The sequence below is a fragment of the Wolbachia endosymbiont of Drosophila seguyi genome, assembly GCF_028981765.1.
Classification (GTDB): Bacteria; Pseudomonadota; Alphaproteobacteria; order Rickettsiales; family Anaplasmataceae; genus Wolbachia; species Wolbachia pipientis.
Genome location: NZ_JAPQLM010000064.1, coordinates 1 through 866 on the forward strand (window position 1 = coordinate 1; position 866 = coordinate 866).

At 38.2% G+C, this 866-nt stretch carries 1 pseudogene; it reads left to right on the plus strand.

Going from position 1 to position 866, the window contains the following annotated elements:
- Positions 1–527 precede the first annotated feature (527 nt).
- A pseudogene (locus OZD62_RS01275) lies at positions 528–866 on the plus strand (WD1261 family protein); the annotation flags it as partial.

The following is an 866-nucleotide window of genomic DNA, read 5'->3' on the forward strand; positions in this document are numbered from 1 at the left end:
TAGCCAACCACGGGGCTTCTTTTGCCTTTTTTTTCGTTTGGTAAATTTCTTAATGTTTGTAGCTAAACGACAACCGTCATCCCGCTAGCGGGATCTCTTGTTAGTGGCTGAGAGATACCGCGAATGAATCGCGGTATGACGGTTCGCGGCAGCATAAAGATAAGTCTCGTTATCCCACTGCTTGTTAGCGCCGCGGCGGTATGACGTAGGATTGTTGTCATTTCGCTACTTGTTAGCGGGCTAAGAGATACCGCGGCGGTATGACGGTTCGTGGCAGCATAAAGATAAGTCTCGTCATCCCGCTACGTGTTAGCGGGATCTATGTTGAGAGATACCGCGAATGAATCGCGGTATGACGGTGTAGATAGTATCCCGCTGCGTGTTAGCGGGATCTCTTGTTAGTGCCGCGGCGGTATAGCTATACCTTTTTCTACTTAGTTTGGGTTATGCAAGAAGTCTAATAACATTTATTGCTATTTTGCCATGTATCCCTTATACTATAAAGTAGAACATTATAGGTTTCAGCAATGATAAAAGAAATTGAAGAACTAATAAAAATTGTTGGTAAGGGTAATTTATTAGAGACGTTATTTATTTTTTTAGGTAGCTTTCAACATGCTGACTTAGGTCGTTTTATGGATCACAGAAATCATTTTGGTTTGTCTGAATTCATTAGAAAAAAAGAGGAACCATTGGATAAATATTTTAACTTAAAATTTAGTCTACAAGGGCTGTTTTTAATTTATGCTCAAGCTTATCAAATTCTAAGTGAAAACAATAACCTGAATACTAAAGATGTCATAGATAAAATATATGAAGTTATTAAAGGATCTGAGTTAAATGAATATATAAATGAAGTAGTAGAT